Annotated in this window: 19 protein-coding genes and 2 tRNA genes; 13 read left to right on the top strand and 8 right to left on the bottom strand. The window is 47.1% G+C overall.

Annotated features, from left to right (window positions below; genetic code table 11):
* Positions 1–65: 65 nt before the first annotated feature.
* The 3 genes from NO352_RS14760 to NO352_RS14750 are packed head-to-tail and all read right to left on the bottom strand — an operon-like array spanning position 66 to position 3,342.
* On the bottom strand, positions 66–1,145 hold the full coding sequence (locus NO352_RS14760; RefSeq protein WP_268598820.1) for an efflux RND transporter periplasmic adaptor subunit: 1,080 nt from the start codon (positions 1,143–1,145) through the stop codon (positions 66–68).
* Between the two features lie 56 nt (positions 1,146–1,201).
* Positions 1,202–2,590: an ABC transporter permease gene (locus NO352_RS14755; protein WP_289356002.1), complete on the bottom strand. Its 1,389-nt coding sequence runs from the start codon at positions 2,588–2,590 to the stop codon at positions 1,202–1,204.
* On the bottom strand, positions 2,587–3,342 hold the full coding sequence (locus NO352_RS14750; protein WP_289356001.1) for an ABC transporter ATP-binding protein: 756 nt from the start codon (positions 3,340–3,342) through the stop codon (positions 2,587–2,589). Before NO352_RS14750 ends, NO352_RS14755 begins: the two co-directional genes overlap by 4 nt.
* A 297-nt stretch (positions 3,343–3,639) precedes the next feature.
* Between NO352_RS14750 and NO352_RS14745 the strand changes: the two genes are divergently transcribed.
* Positions 3,640–4,374, top strand: coding sequence for a pseudouridine synthase (locus NO352_RS14745; protein WP_268598856.1), 735 nt, complete (start codon positions 3,640–3,642; stop codon positions 4,372–4,374).
* Between the two features lie 73 nt (positions 4,375–4,447).
* Positions 4,448–5,242: a Cof-type HAD-IIB family hydrolase gene (locus tag NO352_RS14740; RefSeq protein WP_040735804.1), complete on the top strand. Its 795-nt coding sequence runs from the start codon at positions 4,448–4,450 to the stop codon at positions 5,240–5,242.
* 203 nt (positions 5,243–5,445) lie between these two features.
* Here the strand turns inward: NO352_RS14740 and NO352_RS14735 are convergent, their stop codons facing one another.
* Positions 5,446–6,867, bottom strand: coding sequence for an RsmF rRNA methyltransferase first C-terminal domain-containing protein (locus tag NO352_RS14735; RefSeq protein WP_289356000.1), 1,422 nt, complete (start codon positions 6,865–6,867; stop codon positions 5,446–5,448).
* 333 nt (positions 6,868–7,200) lie between these two features.
* Here NO352_RS14735 and NO352_RS14730 point away from each other — a divergent pair, with 333 nt between their 5' ends.
* Both NO352_RS14730 and NO352_RS14725 read left to right on the top strand, forming a co-directional pair.
* A complete protein-coding gene (locus NO352_RS14730) occupies positions 7,201–8,130 on the top strand; it encodes an ABC transporter ATP-binding protein (protein WP_040735866.1) in 930 nt (309 codons plus the stop codon).
* Positions 8,127–8,888 carry an ABC transporter permease gene (locus NO352_RS14725; RefSeq protein WP_005546137.1) on the top strand — a complete coding sequence of 254 codons (762 nt, stop codon included), beginning with the start codon at positions 8,127–8,129 and terminating at the stop codon, positions 8,886–8,888. The genes NO352_RS14730 and NO352_RS14725 overlap by 4 nt, the downstream gene beginning before the upstream one ends.
* 67 nt (positions 8,889–8,955) lie before the next feature.
* On the opposite strand, the gene NO352_RS14720 is transcribed toward NO352_RS14725, so the two are convergent.
* Positions 8,956–10,122, bottom strand: coding sequence for a GGDEF domain-containing protein (locus NO352_RS14720; protein WP_268622311.1), 1,167 nt, complete (start codon positions 10,120–10,122; stop codon positions 8,956–8,958).
* A 99-nt stretch (positions 10,123–10,221) separates the two neighbouring features.
* On the opposite strand from NO352_RS14720, the gene NO352_RS14715 reads away from it, so the two are divergent.
* Genes NO352_RS14715 through NO352_RS14705 form a run of 3 tightly spaced genes read left to right on the top strand, consistent with a single transcriptional unit; the run spans position 10,222 to position 16,083 of the window.
* Positions 10,222–11,355, top strand: coding sequence for a glycosyltransferase family 4 protein (locus NO352_RS14715; RefSeq protein ID WP_289355999.1), 1,134 nt, complete (start codon positions 10,222–10,224; stop codon positions 11,353–11,355).
* Between the two features lie 4 nt (positions 11,356–11,359).
* Positions 11,360–12,766 carry a metallophosphoesterase family protein gene (locus tag NO352_RS14710; RefSeq protein ID WP_289355998.1) on the top strand — a complete coding sequence of 469 codons (1,407 nt, stop codon included), beginning with the start codon at positions 11,360–11,362 and terminating at the stop codon, positions 12,764–12,766.
* Positions 12,703–16,083: an AAA family ATPase gene (locus tag NO352_RS14705; RefSeq protein WP_289355997.1), complete on the top strand. Its 3,381-nt coding sequence runs from the start codon at positions 12,703–12,705 to the stop codon at positions 16,081–16,083. Before NO352_RS14710 ends, NO352_RS14705 begins: the two co-directional genes overlap by 64 nt.
* 84 nt (positions 16,084–16,167) lie before the next feature.
* Here NO352_RS14705 and NO352_RS14700 read toward each other — a convergent pair whose 3' ends face one another.
* Complete coding sequence (locus NO352_RS14700; protein ID WP_289355996.1) at positions 16,168–17,301, bottom strand: YkvI family membrane protein; 1,134 nt, start codon at positions 17,299–17,301, stop codon at positions 16,168–16,170.
* A 124-nt stretch (positions 17,302–17,425) separates the two neighbouring features.
* Between NO352_RS14700 and NO352_RS14695 the strand changes: the two genes are divergently transcribed.
* Positions 17,426–18,040 carry a DedA family protein gene (locus NO352_RS14695; protein ID WP_005546143.1) on the top strand — a complete coding sequence of 205 codons (615 nt, stop codon included), beginning with the start codon at positions 17,426–17,428 and terminating at the stop codon, positions 18,038–18,040.
* A 48-nt stretch (positions 18,041–18,088) separates the two neighbouring features.
* Here NO352_RS14695 and NO352_RS14690 read toward each other — a convergent pair whose 3' ends face one another.
* Positions 18,089–18,736 (bottom strand): DNA uptake lipoprotein, encoded by a 648-nt coding sequence (locus tag NO352_RS14690; protein WP_268594390.1) that lies wholly within the window; start codon positions 18,734–18,736, stop codon positions 18,089–18,091.
* Between the two features lie 261 nt (positions 18,737–18,997).
* Here NO352_RS14690 and NO352_RS14685 point away from each other — a divergent pair, with 261 nt between their 5' ends.
* The 4 genes from NO352_RS14685 (at position 18,998) to NO352_RS14670 (ending at position 20,182) form a co-directional block, all read left to right on the top strand.
* Positions 18,998–19,324: a hypothetical protein gene (locus NO352_RS14685; protein WP_005546146.1), complete on the top strand. Its 327-nt coding sequence runs from the start codon at positions 18,998–19,000 to the stop codon at positions 19,322–19,324.
* 78 nt (positions 19,325–19,402) lie between these two features.
* Positions 19,403–19,618, top strand: coding sequence for a hypothetical protein (locus tag NO352_RS14680; protein WP_005546148.1), 216 nt, complete (start codon positions 19,403–19,405; stop codon positions 19,616–19,618).
* Between the two features lie 187 nt (positions 19,619–19,805).
* Positions 19,806–19,892 (top strand) — tRNA-Leu (locus tag NO352_RS14675).
* 203 nt (positions 19,893–20,095) lie between these two features.
* Positions 20,096–20,182: transfer RNA gene (locus NO352_RS14670), tRNA-Leu, on the top strand.
* 178 nt (positions 20,183–20,360) lie between these two features.
* Here the strand turns inward: NO352_RS14670 and NO352_RS14665 are convergent.
* Positions 20,361–21,221: an EamA family transporter gene (locus NO352_RS14665; RefSeq protein ID WP_289355995.1), complete on the bottom strand. Its 861-nt coding sequence runs from the start codon at positions 21,219–21,221 to the stop codon at positions 20,361–20,363.
* Between the two features lie 179 nt (positions 21,222–21,400).
* On the opposite strand from NO352_RS14665, the gene NO352_RS14660 reads away from it, so the two are divergent.
* Complete coding sequence (locus NO352_RS14660; RefSeq protein ID WP_262866562.1) at positions 21,401–21,523, top strand: hypothetical protein; 123 nt, start codon at positions 21,401–21,403, stop codon at positions 21,521–21,523.
* Positions 21,524–21,620: the final 97 nt, after the last annotated feature.

Here is a 21,620-nt window from a genome sequence, read left to right as displayed (position 1 = left end):
TCTTTTCATCTAATCAAACTGAACCGCATTATGCTCTATACCGCTAATTTCAAAGAAAGTACGAATTATTGCAGTACGACCGTATCGCCTTCTTTAAGTCCTTCCAGCACCTCGGTCTTTTCACTTGTCTCCAAGCCAACCTTGATATCTTTACGCTCTACTTGACCATTTCCTTTATCCAGCATGACGTAGACGCTGTCCTTCTCACGCATTACCGCAACAGTAGGAACGACAATCGCATTCTCTTTACGCTGCGTCTCGATTTGGCCAGTAAGGCTAAGGCCGGCAATCAGGTTCTCATTGGCATCGAGTCCGATGATGACTTCGAATTGTGCAGGCTGATTGCTTTGTTCTTCGGATACAGCCTTAGCGAACTTGGACACCTTTAGAACTTTACCTTGAAGCTTGACATTCTTCATGGCGTTCATCTTTACCTCAACAGCCATGCCAGGCTTAATCCGGAATACATCTTGTTCGCCAACAAGAGTGACGAGCTGCAATTTCTTCAAATCTACGATTTTACCGACGCGATCATTTTCCTTTAATGCTTTCGGAATTTTGTTCGGGTCATCATACAGGAAAATGCCAGGCGAAGGGGCGATGTATTCGGATGCATCCACCTTTTTCTGCTTCTGAGCAATTTCCTTGCGTTGAATATCGACCGTCACATTGTTAAGCTCTTGCTGCAGCTTGGTCGTTTCTTTTTCGACGAATTTTTTCTTCATTTCGGCCTCCGTGGAAGGAAGGGCTTGATCTTCTTCCCCGAGGGCGGATTGGTATTTCGCAAGCTGTGTTTCCAACTGCTGCTTCTTGATGGCAGCTTCCGCTTGTGCGATTTCATTCGTTAGCGTACTTGGATCGAGGCGGAAAATGAGGTCGCCCTTTTTCACCTGCTGTCCGTCTTTCACTGCCCATTGCTTCACCTCGGCACCGAATGGAGCATATACGATTGTTTCCTTCTCGTATGTCGATTTTCCCTTTACCTCGATATGGTTGACAAGTGTTTCCTTCGTAACGGGGAAGGTGATAGCACCTGCATTATCCATTGGAACTTCCGGCTGCGCAGGGTTGGCGAATCGGTACAATCCAAAGCTGATACCGCCTAAAATAAGTATGATAATTGACCATTTTAATATCGATTTCATATGGTTATGTCCTCCTCTATGTGGAACAACTGCGGACTGCAATTGAACGATGGCACTTAGTCTCGCTTAATAGCGGTTAGAGCATCGGTACGAGAGGCGCTGATGGCTGGATATATACCAGACAGAATGCCTGTCACGATCGCAAAAATAATTCCGATTGGAATATTGGATAAGGAGATGAAGATAATCGCATCTCCTGTACTCTCTGACATTGTACTTGCTGTCACCCCGTTAATGGCCCATACGATCCAGTAAGACAGCATAACTCCAATCAATCCGCCAACCAATCCAAGCAGTGCTGCCTCAATGATGAACATATTGCGAATTTGTCTCAGGTTCGCCCCGAGAACCTTCATGATGCCGATCTGTCGGCGCCGCTGATAGGTTGACATGGTCATCGCGACCACAATCGAAATGGAAGCGATGAAAAGAACAAATAGGCCAATGCCCAGTGCAATCGTTTTAATAATGGCGAAGTTCTCCTGCAAACGATCCTTCTGGTGCAGGTTTGTTTGTGTGTTCAGCGTTAGCTTCTTAATTTGCTTCTCGACTTGTCCTACATTCGCTTGATCGTCTACTTTCACGATGACATTGTTATATGTACCTTGTTCTTCATTGCCGTTATTCAAGCGCAGCTCTTGCATCAGCATTTTGCCGGTTTCAAGAGATACGTAAAGTTTCTTATCGTATGCTACCTGATTCTCACTGACACCGGCCGGCTTCTTAAGTATGCCAGATACCCGAAGCGGAGAGCTCGTGTAGGTCTTGCTGTCGCCATTACCCAGCATCGTTTTGAGACGTATTTGTCGCTGATACATCGCAGTAGGGATGCGATTAAGATTGTTGTACTGCTCCATTAGTGAATCGTCATACGGATTGTTAGACAACTGTTCGATCAGGTTATCCATCGTTTCTTGATCAACAAGTCCTAGGGTTCCTCCATAGTTTAAGATGACGGTACCATCGAGGTCGGAAGGAGAACCCTGCATAAATTTGTTGTCAAATTGAGTTAACGAATTGAGATCTGTTGCAAATACTTCAATTCCAGTACGGCGGTCATCCAATGTGCTCATTTCCAAATAACCGAATTGCTGGAATGGCGCCACTGCCTTTACATGAGGGATGTTGCGGATGACCTCAATCTTTTGCGCAGTAATCTTTCCGCGTTCTACGTTCTCGTTATCTGCACCTTTGGCCTGCTGTCCGCCGTTTTTGCCTTGATTTCCGCCTTGGCTGACCCCCGTATTCGGAGTAACCGTAATTTCGTCCATCTTTAAAAAGGAGTTCAATTGTTTTTCTGCAAACATTTGTGCAGATTCCCCGACGCTCATCGCAATAATAATTGCGGCACAGCCAATCGAAATTCCAGCCGCACATAAGCCAGTAACAACCTTACGTCTCTTCAATTGATCCCATGATAGATGGAGGTAGTCTCGTACTCTCACGACTGCTCACCTCCAACGGGATGAAGAACTTTTTCGTCCTGAACAGCTTCTGTCGTCAACATTGGACTTACGTGCGTGTGCAATCCGTCCTCGATCAATATGCCATCCTTTAAAGTAATAATGCGTTTTGTTTGTTCGGCCACTTCCATTTCATGTGTGACGATAATGAAGGTGGTGTCTACGGTTTCGTTTAAGTTTTTTAGGATTGCGATAATTTCTTCTTCTGTTCGTGTGTCCAGATTACCGGTAGGCTCGTCCGCAAAAACAACCGATGGCTCGGTAATAAGCGAGCGTGCGATACTGACACGCTGCTGCTGCCCACCAGACAATTGAGATGGGAACAGTTCAGCCTTGTCAGGAATACCAACCTGTTCAAGCAGACGGATCGCCTTTTGCTTTCGTTCGGCTGGACGTACGCCTTGGAAAATAAGTGGGAGCTCTACATTTTCACGTACAGTTAAATTGGCTATTAGCTCGTACGCTTGAAATATGAAACCAATATGCTTGCGTCGAAATTCAGCAAGTGAGTTCTCGTTCAGCTTTACAATATCCTGATCTGCAATATAAATGCTCCCTTCAGTTGGCTTCATTAAGCCCGCCATTAAGTTGAGCAATGTGGATTTACCAGAACCTGAGCTGCCTAGCAGTGCAACCATCTCGCCGCGCTTAACTTCAAAATTAATGGAATGCAGTACTTGGGTTGTTTCGGGGCCGTTCTTAAATGAGTGTGACAGACCTTCGACACGTAGCATTCGGCTCCTCCTTTCTTTCTATTACTTCGATGTAGGTATGTATTGATCTAGGAAATGACAGTGTTCCATACGGTGGATAAACGTGAAAGTTTCTTCCTAAGTTGCATTGTGACAATATTGTAAGGAGAACTCGAGAATTGTCACGCAAATTGAGGATTCGTTGTTATTCGCGATGTCGGCATGGTATGCTGTAATGGCATGGCTTAAGAAGGCATGTGTACATTTTGACATAAAACCTGGATCGAAGAAGCACATCAACCCGTGCAGCATGGAGGTGAGCATGCAGTGGCAAAAAAAATGAGGTTGGACAAACTATTAGGACATATGGGCTGCGGCAGTCGCTCAGAAATTAAAAAGTGGGCAAAAAGCGGCTTGATTCAAGTCAATGGGCGGTTAATTAAGGACAGCGGTGTACAGGTAGATCCTGATATAGATGAAGTGATGCTTGACGGTGAACAGATTCGATATCGTGAATTTGTGTACATTATGCTGAATAAGCCGCAGGGCGTCATTTCAGCAACGGAGGATTTGCGAGAGCGTACGGTCATTGATCTGCTGCCAGATGAGCTTCGTCATTTTGAACCCTTCCCGGTAGGACGGCTGGACAAGGATACCGAAGGCTTGCTGTTGCTTACGAATGACGGCAAGCTGGCACATGATCTGTTATCTCCGAAGAAGCATGTTCCAAAAACATATGTAGCGACCGTTAGAGGACGGGTCGACAATGATGATGGAGCGGCGTTTCGTCAAGGTGTCGAACTTGATGATGGGTATGTGACAAAGCCAGCGCATCTTGTAATCTCCGGTCATGAGGAGCAAGCAGATGGAACGGTGCATTCCTTTATCGAACTGACAATTACGGAGGGGAAGTTCCATCAAGTGAAGCGAATGTTCGAGTCGGTAGGGAAGCAAGTAATTTATTTGAAACGTATCCGAATGGGAACGCTAGATTTGGATCCCGTACTCAAGCTTGGTGAATGGAGAGAGTGTACAGCAGAAGAGCTAGAAGCACTTCAGCAGCATCAGCAATAAGGAAGGTTTAATGATTGAAAATTCATATGGCTGACAACATATAAAGGCTAGAGAGAAAAGGGAGAGATCAATGATGAATTATCGCATTGTAGCGTTAGATATGGATGGAACACTGCTGCATGATGATCATACGCTGTCCAACGCGAATGCGGAGGCGATTCGCAAGGTCGCTGCTCAAGGCGTGGAGATTGTATTGTGCACGGGAAGAAGCCCAATTAGTACACTTCCATACTTAGAAGAGCTTGGCCTTGATGGTGTGGTAATTACCCACAATGGCGCTGCCACCGTCGCTTCAGAAGGACGCAAACTGCTTCATCGCTTCGATATTCCAAGTGCAGGATTGGAGCCTTATATTCAATACTGTCGTGAGAATGGGGTTCACTTTGATATTAATACCGCTTTCGAATTATATGTGGACAAGCTGAATGAACTGACCCCGGAGATGCTGCATTTATACCGCCAATTCCTAATTGAGCCGAAGCAGTTTCCAGGTTGGACGGGCTTGCCGCATGCGCCTGTGAAGCTGACAATGAGCGGACATAAGGAAGAGATAGATCAAGTAGAGCATGAATTGAATGAATGGACACATGAGCACAATTTTATTCGCTCAGGGGACTACTTTATCGATATTATGCATAAGGATGCAACGAAGGGAAATGCGCTCAAGCAGCTTGCTGCGATGCGCGGCGTACCGCGTGAACAGGTGCTCGCCATCGGCAACTATTATAACGATATGACAATGATCCAATTTGCAGGCATGGGCGTAGCCATGGATAATTCCCCGCTTGAGGTGAAGGCTGCAGCACAGGAAGTCACGTTGTCGAACAACGAGGATGGAGTGGCTGCTACCTTGCTGAAGTATTGCTAGTGGCTGGTTCTGTCTTTGGGAGATAGGGGGGCGTAACCCCGTTCAAGGTAAAGGGGTGCTACCGGCTCTTTCATCCATCCGATTGCAATAGCATGATCGATGAATAATAAGCCGCTGTCCTTGCACAATCGAAGCTTCAGCTTGAAGCATCTCATTGTGCAAGATCAGTGGCTTTTTCCTGCGTATACAGGAGCTTTTGCTTTCTATCCGGTTGTGCGCAATCCCTTCGGATAATGGTTTTTTAGCTGACCGCCTGATGCTTTGCCGAAGCCAATAGGCAGACCGTCAATAGAAACGAGTGTCCAGCCCTTAAGTTGGGCATTGTCACCTTCTAACGGAAGTGCTTCTCCACGCAAGTATGCCTCAGCAGCGGAATCTGTTGCAGCGAATGAGATGGATTGAGCTGCCTCCTTCGCAGAGCGGCAATACAACGCCAGCGCATGGGCAGGTTCGATGCGATTTTTGCGCAGATGTGCCAGATGCAGACCGGCACGAGGTACGCGAAGTCCTCGCAGCGTTTCGCCGCCTTGCAGTGCATGTACAGCGGAAACATTGCCTTGCGGTAGCCAATACAATTCTTCACCAAACAGCAACGGTATGCCTTGTGGCAGGTGAAGTCCAGGAAGGTACTCGCGTTTCCACGCTTCGAACTGTGAATAAGCAGCTTGGGGATCGCTGACTCGTGAGCCGCTGCTTTTACGTCCCTGCTTACGGCTTCGCATGTTGGTGTTGGATGCTTCCGTAGAAGCAGAATGGTCTGCTTGCCACTGTAATACGGCGACGAAATGACCCTCTCCTTCCGCTTGATGCGGCCAAATGCGCTCCATGCGGAGTAGCTTGAACTGATCGAAGTGTCGGAGCCAATGATCAATAATCTCTTCATTTTCCTGGCGATTGAAGGTGCAAGTGGAATAGGCGATTGTCCCGCCTGGCTTCAACATGGCTACCGCTGCCTGAATGATGTCCCACTGCCGTGCTGCACACATTGCAACATGCTCGGGCGACCATTCGCGTATTGCATCCTCATCCTTGCGGAACATGCCCTCACCAGAGCAAGGCGCATCGAGCATAATGCGATCGAATGCGTGCGGGAATTTCGACGCCAGTGCGTGCGGATCGGACTGGGTGACAATTGTGTTGCCGATTCCCATTCGCTCAATATTTTCAGCCAATATTTTAGCGCGTTGAGGATGGATCTCATTTGCGATCAGGACGCCTTCGCCGCGCATACGCCCTGCAATGTGGGTGGATTTTCCTCCAGGAGCAGCAGCAAGATCCAGAATGAATTCGCCTGGCCGAGGATCAAGCAGGGCGACGGCCGACATTGCCGATGGTTCCTGAATATAATAAAAGCCTGCTGCATGATACGGATGCTTCCCTGGTCGAGAGGCTTCATCATAGTAGTATCCCTCTTCACACCAAGGGACAGGCCGCAGATGAAATAGCTGCTCTGCATTCAAGCGTGCATCAGCATGGGTAATCCATTTTGTGGGGTTGGCACGAAGTCCGAAGGTGCGCGGATCCTTATAACTGAGCAAAAATGCATCCCCATCCTTTGGGAGCATTTGCTTCATTTGTTCGATATAGGCTTGTGGCAATGACAAAGTTGTTGCATCTAGGGACATGTTACAGCTCCTTTCTGAATGGGTATAAAATAATCAGCATTGTATAGTTTACCGGACTGCTAGGCTTCGATGCAACGATGAATGACAGGAAACGTAGTCCAGCCAACCGCTCATTTACTAGGCAGATATTCATTTATGGATATATTCGGATCAGGTTACAATAATGTAAGACTCTTTTGCGAAACGTTAATGTAAGCTTGTACGTATGGAGTAGGTGGCAGGATTGGTGATTGGTATGATCGACTCATGGATACAATTTGACTAGGGGATCTAGAAGTTAGGGGACAGGCTGCGAGAGCGCCGTGTACAATAGGAGAAAGGAGCGGATGAATGGTGAATGATGTCGTTGTAGAACTACAAAATGTTACGAAAAAGATAAAAGGAAAAACCATTATCGATAATTTGTCATTCAGCGTACGACGCGGGGAAGTGTACGGGTTCCTTGGACCGAATGGAGCGGGGAAGACAACAACAATACGGATGATGGTCGGCCTGATGTCCATGACGTCCGGAAATATTATGATTGAGGGGCATAATATACGAACAGATCGCTCCAAGGCTATGGCCCATGTGGGAGCAATCGTAGAGAATCCAGAGCTTTATAAATTTATGACCGGGCGCAAAAATCTCCAGCATTTCGTTCGGATGAGCGGCAAGCCGATTACAGAGGAACGCATCAAGGAGATCGTCAAGCTTGTTGATTTGGAGAATGCGCTGGACAAGAAGGTAAAGACATATTCCCTTGGAATGCGTCAGCGTCTAGGTGTGGCGCAGGCTTTGCTTCATAATCCTTCGATATTGATTTTGGATGAGCCTACGAATGGACTTGATCCGGCCGGGATTCGTGAGCTGCGGGATTATTTGCGCCATCTTGCCAAAAAGGAAAATATCTCGATTCTCGTGTCTAGTCACTTGCTGTCGGAAATTGAACTGATGTGTGATCGTGTCCTGATTATTCAGAACGGCAAGTTCGTCGGAGAACGATCACTTGATCCGAATGAAGAAGGACAACAATCTGCTGCTGTGGCGATCCGCTTTGAGGTAGACAATGCTGCTAAAGCAGCGGAAGTACTGGCATCTGCAGAATGGAAGACAATTGTAGAGGCAGACAGCGCAATTAAGATTGAATTACTACATGACGAGATTCCGGCAGCGGTACAGAAGCTCGTTCAAGCGGGCGTTCTCATTTATGAAGTGCGTGCAGTTGCACCGACATTGGAAGAGACGTTCTTGTCCATGACGAAAGGGGGACGCATTGAATGAGATACTTTGTATCCCTTGTGCAAAATGAATGGATGAAGGCGAACAGCAAGCGCCAGGTTCCATATTTTTATGCGTTTATTGCGGTTATTACTTTGATGGTAGCTGTCGCAATGCGGTTCTTCATTTTTAAAAGTGATCCATATCCGTATATGGCCTTTGCAAGTGACATTAACTTTTTGTTCAGTTCGCTCATTGGCATCTTTATTATGGTCGTCTCTGCGCAAATTGTTACCGATGAGTATCGAGATGGAACGATTAAGCAGCTGTTAATTAGACCAGCGAGCCGCACTATGGTGCTTGCATCTAAGATGGTTACTGTTGTCCTCATCTTGTTGTCGGTCTATGTATTTACTGTCATCTGCAGTATAGTATTCGGAATGATATTCTTCAGCTTCATGTCCGCAGATGTTACATTAGTGGTAATATTGAAAGATATCCTATTCCGGATACCAGATGTCCTGTTCTACGCGGTGCTTGCCATGACAGCTGCTGTGCTTACACGCAGCCTGGGTCTGGCGATTACCGTTCCGATTGTCATTAAGTCTGTCGTTGGAGCAGGAATGTACTTCTTTGCCGGCAAGCCTTGGTACAAGTTTTTAATTTTCCCGAACTTGAACTGGCAGCCATACTTCAATGGTGGGGATAACCTTCCATTCAAGGAAGCGAGCTTCGGATTCAGTGTTACGATCTATGCGGTGTACATGATCGTGCTTCTCGGCGCATCGCTCATCATTTTTAACAAAAGAGATGTGCAATAGTTTATATTTGAAATAACAGTAACGCCTTCCCTTACATGAAGATGCAGGAGAAGGCGTTACTTATTTATTACGACATATCTCTTGAAGCTTTCTGGATGTGCATATAACTCGTAACCTGATTTTTACCGTGAGTTTTAGAATAGTACATAGCCTGGTCGGCTTCACGTACAATATCGTCTGAAGTCATATATTTGCGAAGAGTGCTATGCCCGATACTAATCGTTACGGTTGTCTCTTGTTCCACGCGATGCCGAATCTTTTCTGCGATTTGTTCTACCCGGGCATTACGGTGCGTAAGAAGAGCGACTAATTCCTCGCCGCCGAAACGTCCAGGTATACCGTATTCCTCTACTTCCTCGCGTATAATAAGAGAGACCTGCTTCAAAATTTCGTCCGCTTGATCATGACCGTAGGTATCGTTTACCTTTTTGAAATTGTCGATGTCGCAAAAGATAAATGAAATTTTATACTCATTACGGATATATTGCTGCATCACTTTCATGATATGTCTACGGTTGAATAGTCCGGTCAGCCCGTCTGTAATGGAGGTTCGATAGGTCATGTGCAACAGCTCGACCACGCGCTCGAACAGGATGAAGAACAATAGGGTGTAATAAGCAAGTGGGAGAAGTCGTTCCAGCAGGAACAACTGCTTGTTATTGTACGCAAACAGTAAGGCATTTATAGTTGTTAGTGATATGGTGGCAAAGTATGCCGCTAAGCTGCATATATAAGTGATACGCTGTCCGATTCTTGGGGCTACCCACACATAACAAAATAAAGCCGCAATCATAAGATATAGAAGCAGTGGCCATGCGCTTCCGATGGTTGGTGTAATGTTCCTATCAAAAGGGATGGACAGCATTGCTGCAATTGGGATAATCAACAGCATGCCATAGAAGCGGATTCGATAACCACGCGTTGGCCTTTTATAGAGCCGATATATCGCCATATTCATGAGAATGAAGGAAAACGCTTGCAAGGTGGTTCCGACGACAAACCATTGATAGACCTGGAGGTTCCATTGCAGCCATGGCAGGCTGATCACATCTGTAAACCGTTCTGCAGCCATGAGGAGCAGAGATACAACTAATAAGATATATGCTGGAGAACGCTGCCGGATATAGAGGCGAATGGCCATCAAAATCATGATGAAGGTAATGTAAAGGATACAGGAAGATGCTAGTCCGATCACGTTATTCACGTAAGAAAGGGAATTAGCCGAATGAGTCATGAGTGACAGCTCCATTAGGAAGGTTCTTTACTGAAACATATGTTCTAATATATCATAAAGGTTGAACGGCGAAAAGCGCGAACAAGAAGGAGGCCTCGCATGAATATTTTGCAAGCCTTGTTTTTCCCGCCTGAACAACCGGGAGGAGTATCCTCCATGGTTCCATATATACTGGATCGATTCCAGCCTCCTCATTGGGAGATGGAGATTTTTTCGCTGCCGAAGCGATTACGGGGCAAGGGACAGGAGGAAGTCCATTTTCAAACATTCGATTGGAACCAGTACGGAGAAAGCCCAATCGTACAGAAGTATATTCAGACATACCGTGACTATATCTGGTGGACGAAGCTGCGGCTGACCAGGCACTACGACCTGATCCATGCCCATCATCCGATTGCGGGTCTTGTTATGAAGCAGTTGTACCCTGATACGCCAGTCATCGTGACGATTCACTCCAGCTTTGAGCAGGAGCTCATTTTAAACGGCAAGATTGAGCCGAATGGGCCGGAGCACAAGTTTCTTACGTCTCTTTATGGCGAACTTGAGCATCAGGTGGATGAAATGATGACGGTGTCATATTCATTTAGAACCTATTTGGAGCCTTATGTCCGTCATGCAGAGCGAATAGAGGTACTGCCGAATGGCTTTGATGAAAAGCGATTCAAGCCGATCGCACACGATAATGTTGTCCCTCAACTGATTACGATGTGCCGCTTAGTTCCTGCAAAGGGGCTCGATGTACTGCTTCATGCGTGTGCAGAATTAAAGCGGCGGGGCCATGCCTATGTACTTCATATTATTGGTGATGGGCCGATTCGCAAGGAACTTGAGCAGCTTGCACAAGAGCTGTCAATTTATGATGACACGATATTTTACGGCTATATGCTTCATCCGGAGGAATTTATGCCGTTTTTTGATATTTTTGTACTGCCTTCACGGGCGGAAGCGTTCGGTTCTGTGTTTGCGGAGGCGGCACTGTGCTGGTTATCGCTCATCGGAACGAATGTGGGCGGGATTGCAGAACAGATCGAAGATGGAGTCAATGGACTGCTTGTACCGCCAGATGATCCAATTGCACTCTGTAATGCGCTGGAGCGGGCAATGATGGATGGATCGTTCCGATATGAACTTGCGCGGGCAGCGTGGGCGAAGGCGAAGCAAATCTATTCGCTGACACGCATCGTCAATGAGCTTAAACGTAAATATGTACATTATCAACCGAAGCGGGGGTGAAGCATTGATTCCGTTTCGTTTTATCCATGCAGCAGATATGCATGTCGACAGTCCCTTCCGAGGCCTACAGGCCTTGCCGGATAAATTAAAAGAGGAAGTTCTGGAATCAACCTTTGCTGCCTGGGACAATTTAGTTCGTCTTGCGATTCGTGAAAAGGTGGACTTCGTGGTCATTAGCGGTGATTTATATGATGGCAAGGAGCGATCACTTAAGGCTCAGTGGCGGCTTCAACGAGGAATGGAGCAGCTTTACGAGCAGCGGATTCCAGTATACCTCATTCATGGCAATCATGATCCACTTCACCGCGAGGTGAAGTGGGAGTGGCCGGACAATGTCACTATATTCCCTACAAATGCTCCGCAAGCTGTTCTCGTTCCCAATAAGGATGGAGCTATGGTGGCGGTAGTGTGCGGCATGTCCTACGGTGATTCCGCAGTATATGAGAATTTAGCAGCTATGTATCCTGACTCTCCGGAATCTGCTGCTGTGCATAGCGATCATACAGCTCGTCATGATGAATGTGCCCTAGAAGCAAATGGAAATGTAAACGTCAAGATGAAGAGATTACATAGGAACCAGGGAGATGGAAGTCCAAGGCTATTCCGAATTGGTGTGCTACATGGAACTGTGGATGGAAGAGCTGGACACGATCCTTATGCGCCATGCTCGAAGCGAGAGCTAATAGAGAAAAACTATGATTATTGGGCGCTTGGTCATATCCATATGAGAGAAGTACTGAACGAGTCTCCTTATATTGTGTATCCTGGAAATACACAAGGCAGGCATGTGAAAGAAATCGGCGCGAAAGGCTGTTACATGGTGGATGTAAGCGAGCATGGCAATGTCAGCTTGCAGTTCGAACCTTTGGACACGGTACGATGGCGCCAAGAACAAATCGATGTGAACGGCATCAGCTCCATGCAATCGATTATGCAGCTGCTTGATGAGAAAATGATGGCTTGGAAAAGTGGTACGGAAGGGCGGCTGACGCTCATTCGATTGGAATTAATCGGACGAACGGTATTGTACGCATCCCTCCAGCAGGAAGCATTGGCTGCACAGTGGATGGAAGCATGGCAAGCACAAGAAGTTGACGACTCCTTATTTGAGGGGGCATCAGGCCTTCTGTGGCCAGTTGCACTCCGTATAAGCTGCAAGCCAGATATTGATGTTGAACAGTGGGAAGCTTCCGATAGCTTCCCGGGAGATATGATCAGGATAGCGAGGCAGGCACAGCAGCATGAGGATACAAGCGAGGCCTTGATTCAGGATTCCCTGCAGACGCTTCAGCAGCATCCTCGCATGCGGAATTGGCTTGCTTCCCAATCTGGGGAGATACAGAAAGAGTGGATCGAGGAAGCGATGATGCTGGCAGTCGAATGGCTCCAGCGAGAGGTGAAGCGTTCATGAAAATATTGCGGATACATTTGATAGGATATGGAGGATTCCGTGATACGGTCATCCCGCTTGCCGAACGGGGATCTGGTGCAGGAATTACGCTGCTTCATGGCCCAAATGAAGCAGGTAAGAGTACCATTACTTCTTTCATTCGTGATATGCTGTATGGATTTCCGAAGCGCCGAAGCAATCCTTCCCGATTTATGCCGTCTGAGGGCAGTATGTATGGGGGACGTATGAATGTTCTCGATCGTAGTGGCGCCGAATGGTCGATAGAGCGCTGGGAGCAGGAGGGTGTCTCCCACACGAGCATTCGCAAGATGACAGAAGCAGGGATTGTGACAGAAGCCGATCAAACTCAATTGGAGAATGAATTGCTAGGGGGATTGAGTTCGGGGTTGTATAGCCGCTTATTTGGCATAACACTCGATGAGCTGCAGGAGTTGCAAACGCTGCAGGATGATGAGGTAGGGGCGTATTTATACGATGCTGGCCTATATGGAGGCAGAGGAATTACCGAGGCAGAACGATGGCTGCAGCAATCGATGGATGGGCTGTACAGGCCTAGAGGCCGCAATCAGCATATCAATCAGACGCTGCATGCTATGGACAAGCTGGAGCGGGGACAGCGGGAAGCTCACCGACATGCGGCTAAGCTAGGGGAGCTTGCGGAGCAAGTAACCCTTGTACGGCTTGAACTGAATCGGTGTGTGGAGAAGCGGACGCGGCTGCGTGCGGAGCTGGCGACGGCAGAGCGTGCTAGTGGAGTGGCAGATACATGGATTCGTTATGTAGCTGCCAAGCAGGAGTTGGAGGCTCAGCCAGCAGACTTGATTGCAAGGCTCCCTGAGCATGCGACCCAATGGAAGGAATGCGAACGGAAGCTCTCTGACATTGAAGCGGCTTGCAGAGGAATCGAGGATAAGCGTAAGGCGGCAGTTGCGAATTTGCTGGGGCAAGAGCCGTTCAGCCAACTGCTGGAGATGGAGGCTGAGACAAGACGCCTTGTGCAGTTGACCGATACGGTTCAGCATTGGAGAGAGGCCGCTGGCGAGGCAGAGCTGGAATACAGTGCGGCAGAAGCTGAACTGTGGCGGCTAGCACGCCAGACGGATGCATCGTGGACGCCAGAGAGGTTGCTTTCCAGCAATGCTTTCTCTTATATGGAACAGGTACAAGCGGCAGAGCTGCGTGCTGAAGCGTGCCGTTTAGCGGTTGCTCAATCGGAAGCTGGAATGGAGCGTTCAGCCCGTGAGGCCGAGAGCGCACTTCAGGAATACGAAGATGCAAAGAAGCTTCTCGAACGCTATGAAACTGACGGCGTGAATGGCAGCGGCTTTGCACCATCTGAGGAATGCGCAACTGATATTGCGCATACAGAACAGGCACTGGCTGATGCTGTACGGGTATGGAACGCTTCAACTGACGGTGGGTTGCATGTTCTCACAGGGGAACGCGCTCAGCCTCAGATGACCTCTTACTCACGCATGAATCGTAATGCATCGCGTTCATATAAGGTCTCGCACACGCGCGCGATTTATGGGTTTGGGCTCGGTGTGATGCTGCTTGCTGCCGGCTTGGGATGGATCGGACAGCAATGGCTTATGGCTGGTGTGATTGCTTTGGTAGGTTTGGTCGCGACAATTATTCTTGTATATATATCTTCCCAGTCATTTCCGTATTCTCCATCCTCACAGCATTCTTTTGACACAGCGTATCCGAATGAAAATGTTTCACACGGATTTGAGCATGCGGTATACGCTCATACCGAAGCGCTTCGTCAGCTTTTGCAGCCCTATTTCTCCTCCTTGAAACGCAATTCGCATACAGCCGAGCTTGTTGATATCAGGAAGGCGTCTCAAGATGTTGCGGAGTGGCAGCGTGAACGGAAAGGCTTGCAAGAGACATGCCGTTCCTTGCATGAGATGGTAATCTCAGCAGAACGGCGCTATCGGCTTCTTACTGCAGAGCTCGGTGCTGCTCAGAAGAAAGAGGAGGAGCGCTATCGCGATTGGGTTGCCTGGCTGCGACAGGAATCTCTCCCGGAACAGCTCAGCCTGGCTGGAGTGAAAGAACTTGTCAGAAGGTTCGAACAGGCCGAAGAAGTGGAGCAGCAGCGTCTCCGTTCTGCAGAGAAGCGTACTCGTCTGCTTGGGCAGCTGGAGCTGTTCGAGCAGGATTGCAGCAGTCTGCTGCACAGAGCACAGCTGCTTATTTCCAGTCGTTCGCAACAAGAGAATCGGACAGGTTCGAACGAAGGAGGAGCAGTTGCTTCTTTACATGCTGCGACATCTCTTCGAGTGGAAGACGAAGGACTGCTGACCGGCTCTACAATAGGTGGATTATTCCGTTTGTTGGAACGAATTGAGCGTGAACAGGAACGGGAGCTGGAATATCGCCAGCTGACGCTTCACAGCAACTCTTTGGAAGAAGAGTGGAGGGAACAGCAGGCTCAAGCTTTACAGACACAGGGAGCGATGGACAAGCTTCTTCTGGAAGCGAGGGTAAATACAGGTTATGAACTGCTGAGCAGTGCTGATGCATACAATCATAAGATCGAACTGGAGCGACTTATACGAGACTTGGAAGCAGTGCTGTACCGCGGTGGTAAACGAGCAGCATTTCAGTCAATGGAAGAGCTGTTAATCCACTATGACGGACGGGAGTTAGAGCAGCGGATCACTGAGCTTACATGTGAACTGGAGCTCGTAGACGAGCGCATTCGAGAGCTGGAAGGTCGCAATGGGAGATTAGAGCAGGAAAGCGAGAGGCTGAAGCAAGAGGTGGAAGGGGCTTCTCACCATCAGGAGTTTGCGCTGCAGGAAGCGAGACTGGACGAGCAGGCTTCACGATATGCTGTTCTCGCGCTCGCCAAAACGCTAATCCAACGTACTCGAAAATTGTATGAGGAAGAAAAGCAGCCTCTTGTACTCAAACGCGCTGCTCATTATATGCTGCAAATGACCGCAGGACGATATACCCGGGTACTCATCCCGTTCGGTGAGAAAACAATTACGCTGGAACGGCGAGATGGTCAACTGGTGCGAAGCCATCATTTCAGCAGAGGAACTGCGGAGCAAGCGTATCTTTCTGTCCGATTTGCACTCGCTGAGGCTTTGGATCATCGAGCATCCGTTCCGTTCGTACTGGATGATATTTTGGTCAATTTCGATCGGGAGCGGGCTGGACTGGCAATTAAGGCACTTACTGAACTGTCTCGTTCACACCATGTCATCATGACGACCTGCCATCCTCATATTGCGCGAATGATCCAGCATGAACCAGAAGCGGCCAATGTAATTGAATTGGAACGATTAGAGTACTGTTGATAAAGAAGCAAAGGCGCAGTTGCCCTGTGAAGGGTAATGCGCCTTTTTTGCGTGGCAATTATCAGCCTTGAGTTTCAGCATTATTTATGATTTTGGCGGAGTCGAATTGCTTTTTCGGCTCACTGGTTGAAGGGGCATAATTGTAGGATAAGCAGCATTGGATGGAGGCCGATTGTTATCATTCAGTGGCGGGCCAGATGATCGAATAAGCAGATAGAGCCAGGCTAGACTAAATAGACCAAAGAGCGGATACAAGAAGGATACAAGCGGTTTGAAGCCGAATTGACTGAACAAATAACAAAACAACATAATCATCAAAATAATGAGCTTCTGATGAATTCCGGTACGCTGTTGAAGCTGCAGTGTAATCCCATATACATCAGCGATGTAGGTTGTAAAGATTTCTGAAAAAATAAGCATGACATAAATCAGTTGAATGAACACGCCGAGACCGGTAGCAATATGCCCCATGGGGATGTCGAACTGCGTTATGCCTGGCATGTGTACAGCCAAAGCGAAATGTCCGGAGAGAAGCAGAACGCCGATAAGTACACCGCCAATAATACCTCCAAGCTGAATGACTCTTTTGTTCGGCATCGAGGCTCCAAGTGGAACGAGAACGGCTTGTGCCATAGCCAAATTGAAGGCCCCGTATAGGAGCGGTGCGCTCCAAGCTGCATAGAAGGACTTGTCCGTGTTCAAGGCAAGCACTTGGGACGCATTGGGCATTTGCAGTGTATGAATGATAATGAACAAGGTAAACGTAAGCATAGTAGGAGCGACAATGGAGTTGAGCTTCAGGATAGCGTCCATGCCTCGGCTTACGAACCAGTAGGAACCAAGTAGCGTGATGAGCAGTCCGATTTGATAATTCATGTGAAGATGCTCTACGAATACGGAGCCTGCGCCAGCCAGCATGACACTGTTCACACAAATGATAATAGCCATCGTGAATAGACTGATGATACCGCCGACTCGATCGCCGAATAGCATTCGATTAATATCCTCGTAGGAACGCGCCTTAATGTCATGAGACAACAGCATTAGCTTGGTGCCGAGCCAGATGAATAGTGCTGTTGTTAACAGAATGGTAAAGGGAGCCCACCACCCGTAAGCTGTAAAAAATTGCAGTATTTCCTGTCCGGTTGCAAACCCTGCCCCCACGACGGTTCCGATATACGTGAATGCAATTTGCATAACTAACACTGATTTTTTCAATGAATAGACGCCTCCTTGCCTACCAAGCTTGTACGCTCTACTATAAAAATATGAGCAAGTAGGGCCGGACATGACTGTCTGGATATGATAAAATAGATATCGAATTACGGGAGGGGGGCTAACGGTGCATACAGTCATGTGGGCGCTGTCTCATTACGGATACATCGCCTTATTTATGTTATTGGCGCTCGGCATCATCGGCATCCCTGTACCAGATGAAACGCTGATGGTTTTTGTAGGCAGCTTAACGGTTAATGGTCCATTCCAATACATACCTGCTTTTGCTGTCTGTTTAGCAGGGAGCATGACAGGGATGTTCATCAGTTATATGGTCGGACGCAAGGTGGGCAAGCCTTTGCTGGATCGATACGGAAAGAAATTAAAGCTGACGCCGCAGCGGATTGAGCGAACAGAAGAATGGTTTCAGAAATACGGCGGTTGGAGCATCGTTTTTGGTTATTTTGTGCCAGGGCTGCGTCATTTGACTTGTTATTTTGCCGGTATGTCCAGGATGAGGTGGACAACCTATCTTTTTGCGGCTGGATCGGGTGCTCTTGTGTGGGTGACCACTTTCCTGACGCTCGGCCATATCGTCGGAAACCATTGGCGTGAGGCAGTGCGCTGGCTTCACTCAAAGGGGAATCCAATACTATTCGGTGGAATCGCGGTACTCGCGGTGGGTGGTACAATAGTATACTTTGTAATCCGCTATCGGTTGCGGACGAAAAGAACGCCTTGACTCCAAGCGGAATCAAGGCGTTTCTTATTTGTATCATTCAGTGATTACTTATGCGCGCTGATGGGAGAATAGCTTTACTGCCTGAATTTTGTTTGTTTTTGGATCCATATCGAGCCGCAGCAAGCAGTTCTTCAATTCATAGCTCCACACATAATCGGTATCATGATCAGGACGACCGAGCACTTTCGAGGCAGTATCATCATTGTCGCCGATCGTTAAGCCTTGAATGCCTGTCGAGGTATCCTCACCCGATACTTCGATAAAGACGACGCTCCCATCCTGCTTGCAGCCAAATGAGAAGCCATCATACTGATACACATCAATCGGATCGATATCATCCATGACATAGTGATCAGAAGGCTCACCCCACACCTCCTTTATTTCATCATCGTTGGAAGTGAGCGCGATGCCCTTCAATTGAGGGCGGGTTCGGTCAAATTCATGCTCAATATATGTAGAATCACTATGATTAGCTGATTGGTTCTTAGGAGATGCAATTACGGTTTTTTCATTTTGCTTCCCTTCAGGTTTACGATCACCAGAATTCACACGGGTATCTTTCTGATGCGAATAAGGCGTATCCGTTTCAATTGGGGAGACATTGTGCTTCTGGGATGAACATCCTTGAAGCAGCCAAGTCATCATGACTGCGGCCAGTACAACCGTAATACTGCGTTGCCAAGTAGATCGCTGCATCGTAAATCCTCCTTAACCGCCACGCGGCGGGCCTAGAACATATTACCCTATTGTCGGAATATGAATCATTTGCCAATTTGGGCGTTATGAACTAGATATCAACTGTAAATAATATGGATCAAGCCATAATAACCCTTATATAATAGTTAGACGCTTCAAAACCCCATTTAGTTGCAACGAATTGAAAGAATTGTTCTCCTTTTCTCCATTCACCTCTTTGGCATATAATAAAGTATAAGATGGTGAGAGGGGGCGACGCATATGGTGGATGAACCAACAGCTCGCTTTTTGGAAGAAAAAGTGACGGAAGCTAAAAACCATTTTGAACGGGCACTTGATTGTAAACACACGGAGTTTGATGATTTGTACCCGTACATGATTGAACACCCTCAATTTTTCTGGTACAAACGGTATGTCGCTTGGTCAGAACTGCTGACGATCGTGAAGCTGTGCGATCAGCTGCAGGTTGGCTGGACAGGAAAGTTTACGGCACAACAGGTTGCGTATATTAACAAGCGTGTAATGTCTGCTAAGGTGCTTGACTACTGGTTCGAAACGAACGATACGAAGGAACATGTGGGCTATTGAGATGGAGAATAAGTGTGTGCAGGGCCTGCTGACGATGGCAGGCCTTGCATGTTGTACATATCGGAGGTGTAAGTTTTCATGATGGAAGAAGCTGTGCTTGACAGCTACCGGCAGGAAGGAACCCTGGTTAGAGTCGTTCGGGACATGCTGGAAATCAACGACGTCAGAGGTTACGTGGTAGCCTGGGATGATGAATCCGTTATGATTCGCAAGCGGAATCGGCGTGTGGTGAAGCTGAGCCGTGCCTATGCGATTCAGTCGGCTAATGAGCCGCGTATCGTCCCTGAAGTTTGAACCGGATTATATTACATACTGCATGGGCAGCGGGGAGGGGAAACCTGCCAACTGCCATGCAGCTTAGGCGGGAAAACAAGATTTCAAAAAAATTTTAAAAAGCCTTGACGTTTGCCTTGGTGCCATGATATTATATTTCTTGTCGCTGGGAAAACAGTTTGGCGATTCAATGGAAGCAATTAAATATGCGGTCGTGGCGGAATTGGCAGACGCGCTAGATTCAGGTTCTAGTGGTAGCAATATCGTGGAGGTTCGAGTCCTCTCGACCGCACCATACTTTCATCAACGAATCCTCATTTTTATGAGGCTTTTTTATTTTATATCCTTGCAAATGGAAGCGCCTTGTCGTCGAGCTTCTCGACAGACTGGGTGTTTTTATTTTCCACTTTACCTACGCTTGACACAATTGGATTGACCGTGTATAGTAATGATTACTGATTCCAAATTAACGGATTTGGTAGTTACATATTATGATATGCGGTCATGGCGGAATTGGCAGACGCGCTAGATTCAGGTTCTAGTGTCAGCAATGACGTGGAGGTTCGAGTCCTCTTGACCGCACCACCTTTTCAATTACAGGTTCCTATTCTGTTTTCAGCAGAATAGGAACCTTTTTTGTTTCAAGATTTTTTATAGACTTAAAGATATTCTTATAGCGAAGACTCCGGTTAAGCCTCTCCGGAGTCTATATGTACAATTTTGTGCATTGCCGCTTCTATCGAAATAGGAGGATAGAAAACAGTTACAGCAACAGCAATAGAGTTCCACTAATAAGCAAGATAAGACCTATAAAAGCTTTCAATGATAATTTTTCCTTAAATACGATATAAGCGAAAATAATCGTCACAAGTATGCTCAATTTATCGATAGGCACTACGATGCTCGCCTGTCCTTCTTGCAAGGCCTTGAAGTAGAGCAGCCAGGACATACCGGTAGCTAAACCAGATAATGTAATAAAAATCCAACTCTTTTTGTCGATTTTTTTGATGTCGCCCTGTTTTCTTGTCATGAATACAATCAGCCAAGCCATAATCAGCACGACAATCGTTCGTATGGCAGTACCTAAATTAGAATCAACCCCCTCTATGCCCACTTTTCCTAAAATTGCTGTGATTGCTGCGAAAAAAGCAGAGAGTCCTGCGTACCAAATCCACTTCATGCTGCTGTCTGCGGATTGTGCTGCGTATTGTTTTTGTATCATCATATACGTTCCAATCCCGATCAACGTCATACAGATGATTTTTAAGAGCGTGACGGGTTCTCCCAGTAAGATGATTGCAAGCAGCATCGTAATAATGGTGCTTGATTTATCAATGGGAACGACAACATTCACATTACCTAATTGAAGCGCTCGGAAATAGAAAATCCAAGAGGCGCCAGTTGTCAGCCCAGATAAAATGAGGTAGAAAAGAGATTTCGAGCTGATGTCAAACAGAGCATGATGCAAGTTTCCTGCAAATACAATCACCCATGCGAAAATGACCACAATCCCGGTTCTAAGGGCGGTAGCCAGATTGGAATCTGTATTTTGAATTCCGATTTTAGCAAGAATAGATGTTAATCCTGCAAACAGTGCTGCGCCAAAAGCATAAATAATCCACATGTATAAAATCCTCCAAACATTTATAACGCTATGTATTGGGTTCTTTTGAATCCCCCTATCATTGATAATGATAATCATTATAGTGGAAGTGCACGGAATTGGGAAGGGGAGGCAGGGATGTTGGGTGTGAAAATTAAGGAACCCGACATCGCACAAAAACAACAAAATGGGGACTGACGGTGAAAAAGAAGGAGAGCGACACAAGTACCGAAATTGTTGAAGAAGCGGGCTTTGATCAAATCTCTTCTTATTTTGGCGTCTTGTTGATTGAAGCCTGGGTTGCATCCCGTATCAAGGGGTGATTATCTATTGCATCAGGAATTTTCATGTAGAAAGATTCTATATTTTCCTTTATATAATAATAAACTGAAATTGGGGGCTCCTGATTTTGGGGGAATT

The organism is Paenibacillus sp. S-12, assembly GCF_030363895.1.
Lineage (GTDB): Bacteria > Bacillota > Bacilli > Paenibacillales > Paenibacillaceae > Paenibacillus_B > Paenibacillus_B alvei.
Note: the sequence above shows the minus strand (reverse complement) of the source record. Positions and strands in the feature narration are given on the sequence as shown.